This window comes from Thermodesulfitimonas sp. (genome assembly GCF_052743955.1).
The window spans coordinates 1-5,558 of the sequence record NZ_JBRAIN010000104.1; the positions used below are offsets into that span (position 1 = coordinate 1).

At 59.3% G+C, this 5,558-nt stretch carries 5 protein-coding genes and 1 tRNA gene; all 6 read right to left on the reverse strand.

The genetic code is table 11. The annotated features are described in order from the left end of the window. Window positions 1-65: 65 nt before the first annotated feature. The 6 genes from leuS to ACUVTA_RS08260 all read right to left on the reverse strand — a co-directional run bounded on the left by leuS (window position 66) and on the right by ACUVTA_RS08260 (window position 5,549). Complete coding sequence (leuS, locus tag ACUVTA_RS08235; protein ID WP_445952470.1) at window positions 66-2,540, reverse strand: leucine--tRNA ligase; 2,475 nt, start codon at window positions 2,538-2,540, stop codon at window positions 66-68. A gap of 159 nt (window positions 2,541-2,699) precedes the next feature. Continuing rightward, window positions 2,700-2,774 (reverse strand) — tRNA-Ala (locus ACUVTA_RS08240). Window positions 2,775-2,804: 30 nt separating this feature from the next. Continuing rightward, window positions 2,805-3,167, reverse strand: a complete 363-nt coding sequence (gene rsfS / locus ACUVTA_RS08245; protein ID WP_445952471.1) for a ribosome silencing factor — start codon at window positions 3,165-3,167, stop codon at window positions 2,805-2,807. A 38-nt stretch (window positions 3,168-3,205) separates the two neighbouring features. After that, window positions 3,206-3,478: an RNA recognition motif domain-containing protein gene (locus tag ACUVTA_RS08250; protein WP_445952472.1), complete on the reverse strand. Its 273-nt coding sequence runs from the start codon at window positions 3,476-3,478 to the stop codon at window positions 3,206-3,208. A gap of 54 nt (window positions 3,479-3,532) precedes the next feature. Next, window positions 3,533-4,153 (reverse strand): nicotinate-nucleotide adenylyltransferase, encoded by a 621-nt coding sequence (gene nadD / locus ACUVTA_RS08255; protein WP_445952473.1) that lies wholly within the window; start codon window positions 4,151-4,153, stop codon window positions 3,533-3,535. A gap of 136 nt (window positions 4,154-4,289) precedes the next feature. Next, complete coding sequence (locus ACUVTA_RS08260) at window positions 4,290-5,549, reverse strand: glutamate-5-semialdehyde dehydrogenase (protein WP_445952474.1); 1,260 nt, start codon at window positions 5,547-5,549, stop codon at window positions 4,290-4,292. Between the last annotated feature and the right edge of the window lie 9 nt (window positions 5,550-5,558).

Here is a 5,558-nt window from a genome sequence, read left to right on the forward strand (position 1 = left end):
CAAAAATTACGCCATTCCACCCAGAACTTTTTCGCCAACCGGGGAAAATTCTTTGATGGACTTATTTACTTGACGACAATGTTCACCAGCTTTCCGGGTACCGTCACGACCTTTGTCACGGTTTTGCCCGTTAGCCACTCGCGGATGCGGGGCGCCGCGAGCGCCGCCGTCTCTATCTCCGCCGCCGTGGCCGCCCCAGGAACAACGATCCGGCCCCGGACCCGGCCGTTGATCTGGACGGCTATTTCCACCTCATCCTGAACCAAAAGATCGGGGTGGTACTGGGGCCATGACTGCCGGTGGACGCTTTCGGTAGCGCCCAGCCGCGCCCACAGCTCTTCACTAAGGTGCGGGGCAAAGGGCGCCAGGAGAATAAGCAACTTTTCGACCGCTTCGCGCAGAACGCCGGGGTCCCGGTCTACCGGGGGCACCCGGTCACAGAACTGGTAAATACCGTTTACCAGCTCCATGATGGCGCTCACCGCGGTATTGAAGTTGAACCGCTCCACATCCTCGGTCACCTTTTTGACGGTCAGGTGGGTGAGCCGCCGCAGCTCTCGGTTCACTCCTACCAGGTTCGCCTGGGGTGCCGGTGCTCCCTGAATTTCGGGTAAAAGAGCATTGAAGAGCCGCCAGACCCGGTTTAAAAACCGGGCACACCCCTCGACTCCCTGGTCGCTCCACTCCAGGTCCCGCTCCGGGGGCGCGGCAAAGAGGATAAAGAGCCGGGTCGTATCCGCCCCGAACTTGGCCATGATCTCCTCAGGGCTGACGATGTTGCCCTTTGACTTGGACATTTTCGCGCCGTCTTTTAAGACCATCCCCTGGGTCAAAAGATTAGTGAAGGGTTCCTCACACCCCACCAGCCCGATATCGTAGAGGAACTTGGTGAAAAAGCGGGAGTAGAGGAGGTGCAGGATGGCGTGCTCCACGCCGCCAATGTACTGGTCGACGGGGAGCCACCGGTCAACCTTGGCTCGATCCCAGGGCCCGCTTTCCTCCCGCGGACTCGTGTAGCGGAAGTAATACCAGGAGGAACAGATAAAAGTATCCATGGTGTCGGTTTCCCGCTTGGCCGGACCACCGCACTGCGGGCAGGTGGTGTGGACGAATTCAGGACAATCCTTGAGCGGGGATTCCCCCGTGGGCTTGAAGGCCACCGCGTACGGGAGCAGCACTGGTAAATCCTCCTCCCGAACCGGGACGATACCGCACTTATCACAATAAACGATCGGGATCGGCGCACCCCAGTAACGCTGCCGGGAGATCAGCCAGTCCCGCAGCCGGTAGTTGACCTGGTACCGCCCCCACCCCTTCTCCTCCAAGTAGGCAGTTACCGCCCGCATCCCGTCGCGGTTCGGCATCCCGCTGAAGGGGCCAGAATTCACCATCACGCCCTCGTCTACGTAGGCCGCCGTCATCGTTGCTGCGTCGAGTTCCCCATCCGGCGGCTGGATTACCACCTTGACGGGCAGACCGTACTTCTTGGCAAATTCGAAGTCGCGCTGGTCGTGCGCCGGCACCGCCATCACCGCACCAGTGCCGTACTCCATAAGTACGTAGTTGGCGATATAGACCGGTATCTCTTCACCTGTTAGCGGGTTTTTACAGTAAGCGCCGGTAAAAAGCCCTTCTTTCTCGGCCTCCCCCGCGGTGCGCGAGAGCTCGCTCATGCGCCGCGCCCGCTCCACAAAAGCCCCAACCGCCTCCCGCCGCTCCGGCGTGGTAAGCTTGCTTACTAACGGGTGCTCCGGCGCCAGCACCATGTAGGTCACGCCGTAAAGGGTATCGGGCCGCGTGGTGAAAACGCTGATTTTCTCCTCCTGGCCCACCACCGGGAAGTGGACCAGGGCGCCTTCACTCCGGCCGATCCAGTTCGCCTGCATAATCTTGACCTTTTCCGGCCAGCCGGGCAGTTTTTCCAGGTCGTTGAGCAGCCGCTCCGCGTACGCCGTAATCTTCAGGAACCACTGTTCAAGCTCGCGCCGCGTGACGGGCGTTTTACAGCGCTCGCAGACGCCGCCAACCACCTGCTCGTTGGCCAGCACCGTGGCGCAGGAAGGGCACCAGTTGACGGGAGCCTTTTTCTTATAGGCGAGGCCCCGGTGGTAGAACTGGAGAAAGAGCCACTGGGTCCACCGGTAGTAGCCCGGATGGCAAGTAGCGATCTCCCGCCGCCAGTCGTAGCTCAGACCGAGTTCCTTGAGTTGCCGGCGCATAAAGGCGATGTTGTCCCACGTCCAGTCGCGGGGGTGCACACCGTGCTTGATCGCCGCGTTCTCCGCCGGTAAACCGAAGGCGTCCCAGCCCATCGGGTGCAAAACGGCGTAACCCTGCATCGTTTTAAAGCGGGCCACCACGTCCCCGATGGCGTAGTTGCGGACGTGCCCCATGTGCAGCCGGCCCGAAGGGTAAGGAAACATCTCGAGACAATAATACTTGGGGCGGCTGTCGAAATCGTCAACGTGATAGAGCCCTGCCGCCGCCCAGCGCTGTTGCCACTTCTCCTCCACCGTCGCAAAAGGATACCTTTCCTCCATCAGGTCGCCTCCTAAAAAGAGCCAGAGGCCATAATTTTTTGACGCCTTTACCCGCCCATTGTCTCCCCTCTGCCGGCCTCCGACTGTCTATCTCCTGCTTCTAAAAATATTAGCCTCTGTCCGGGTTCCAGACAAGAGGCTTCCTCTCCTTCACTCTTATGGTGGAGCTGGCGGGAATTGAACCCGCGACCTTTTCCATGCCAAGGAAACGCGCTCCCACTGCGCCACAGCCCCACGCACAACAATTATAAATAAAATTAGCTCTCAGGTCAAGCCACTAACTGCGGGTTTGATGATCGGGGCATCCCGCCACAGACGTTCGAGACCGTAAAACTCGCGTTCTTCTTCCCGGAACAGATGGACCACAATATCCCCGTAATCCAGTAACACCCAGAAACCTTCGCGGAACCCTTCCCGGCGCAGGACCGGTACCCCACGTTCCATCAGCTTATCCTGGATGTGCTCGGCAATTGCCTTTACCTGGACCGTCGACCTGCCGCTCAAGATGACGAAGTAGTCGCATAACGTCATCAGGTGGCCTACCTGCAGGATTATAATATCAAAACCCTTTTTCTCCTCAGCGGCCGCGACGATAAGGCTTAGCAACTCCTGGGGACTGAGGCCCAATATCATTCCCCCTTATAAACTCATCCCGAAATAAGCTTTTACCGCCTTCTAACGTCCTGCCGCTCCCGGGCCTCGTTGACGATGATGACCCGGCCGCCGAGCTCGGCGCCGTTGAGAGCAGCGATCATCGCGTCGGCATCTTCATCGCGTACCTCGACAAAGCCGAAGCCCCGCGAACGCCCGGTTTGCCGGTCCGAAATGATCCGGCTGGAGAGCACCTCGCCATAGGAGGAGAATATTTCCGCTAGGTCTTCTGCCCGGGTAGCCCACGGCAGGTTGCCCACGTAAAGGGTCCGCGCCACGTACCTCACCTCTTTTCTCCTGAAGTGTTAATCTTGATCACGGGGGAACACCCCGATACACCCTTAACGATACAACCCCTGTTCTTTGATGTACGCCTCAACCTGGTCCGGTAAAAGGTACCGGATCGGTCTTCCCTCGCGGACCCGCTCCCTAATCGCCGTGGAAGAAATGGCTACGCCGGGAACCGGAAGCACGCGAATCTTGCGCCAGAGATAAGTATCAAGCCCAGCCAGCCGTTCGCGCAGGTTATCCAGTACATACCCGGGCCGGGTGACCGCTACGACCCGGCAGAGAGCGAGCAATTCTTCCGCCCTGTGCCACGAGAGGATTTCGGCCGCCGCATCTGCACCCGTAATAAAATAGAGCTCGCCGGCAGGGTATTGTTTCCGGAAGGCCGCCACAGTATCGACTGTATAAGAGGGTCCTGGCCGCTCAACTTCGACCGTAGAAAGTTCAAAGCAGGGATTGGTGGCGATAGCCAGACGAACCATCGCGACACGGTGCGCCGCCTCAGAAACCAATCCCTTCGGCTTGTGGGGCGGTTGTCCCGCAGGAATGAAAACCACTTTTTCCAAGCCCAGCTCGTACCGCGCATCCTCCGCCGCTACCAGGTGCCCGTAATGGATAGGGTCAAAGGTTCCCCCCATCAGGCCAATCTGCACTACCGTACCAGTACGCCCCATTTTGCCTAAATTATAACCTTTCTTTAGCCAATGATCAATGTAAGAACCGAAAAAATAGGCCCAAAGAATATAGCCGTCGGTTATTCCAGCCCCGGATCAATTATTTCTTTATGTTACGCGCGCGGTTATCAGAGGGCTACTCCCGGATCTGTCCTTCCCCGAAGACGATATACTTAACCGTAGTAAGCTCTTTCAAGCCCATGGGCCCGCGCGCGTGAAGCTTCTGGGTAGAGATGCCGATCTCCGCACCGAAGCCAAACTGCCCCCCGTCGGTGAAACGGGTCGAGGCATTAACGTAAACGGCAGCTGCGTCTACCTCTTTCAGGAAGCGGCGGGCGTTGGTGTAGTTCTCGGTGATGATCGCCTCGGAGTGTTTGGTCCCGTAGCGGTAAATATGGTCAAGTGCCTCGTCCAGGTTTCGCACCACCCGCACCGCGAGGATAAGGTCGAGGAATTCGGTGTACCAGTCCTCCTCGGTAGCCGGTTTCGCCCAGGGAATGAACTTCAAAGTGGTGGGGCAACCGCGGATCTCCACCCCCCGCTCTTTGAGGCGCTGGGCTATCGCCGGGAGGAAGGCCGGGGCCACCGCCTCATGGACTAAAAGCGTCTCCATCGCGTTGCAAACGCCCGGCCGCTGGCACTTGGCGTTGATGATGATCGGCTCAGCCTTGGACAGATCGGCAAACTCGTCCACGTAAACATGGCAGTTACCCACCCCGGTTTCGATAACGGGGACGGTAGCGGTTTTGACCACGGTCTGGATAAGCCCCGCGCCGCCGCGCGGAATCAGGACGTCGATGTACCCGTTAAGCCGCATCAGCACCTGGGCTGCCTCCCGCTCCGTCCGGTCGATAAACTCAATTGCCCCTTCCGGGATACCCGCCTGGTATGCTGCCGCAGCGATAATGCGGGTGATGGCGCGGTTAGAGTTTATCGCCTCCGAACCGCCCCGCAGGACCACCGCGTTGCCCGCCTTAAGACACAATCCGGCGGCATCGACCGTTACGTTCGGGCGCGCCTCGTAGATCATGCCGATAACCCCGAGCGGCACCCGCATCTGACCTACCTCAAGGCCGTTGGGCCGCCGCCACATGGCCACGACCTCGCCCACGGGATCGGGAAGCTTCACCACGTCGCGTAACCCCTGGGCCATCTCTTTTACCCGCTTCTCGTTGAGCATCAACCGGTCCAGCAGCGCCCTGGAAAGTCCCATCAACCGCCCCGCTTCCAGATCCTGCGCGTTGGCCGCGAGAATCTCCACCATCTTCGCCTCGAGCGCGTCGGCCATCGCCAAAAGACCCGCGTCCTTGACGGTCGTGGGTAGGTAGGCGAGGCGCCGCGCCGCCTCTTTTGCCCTTTTCGCCTTATCTACCACCAAGGCTTCGATTTCGCTCATGCCAACCCC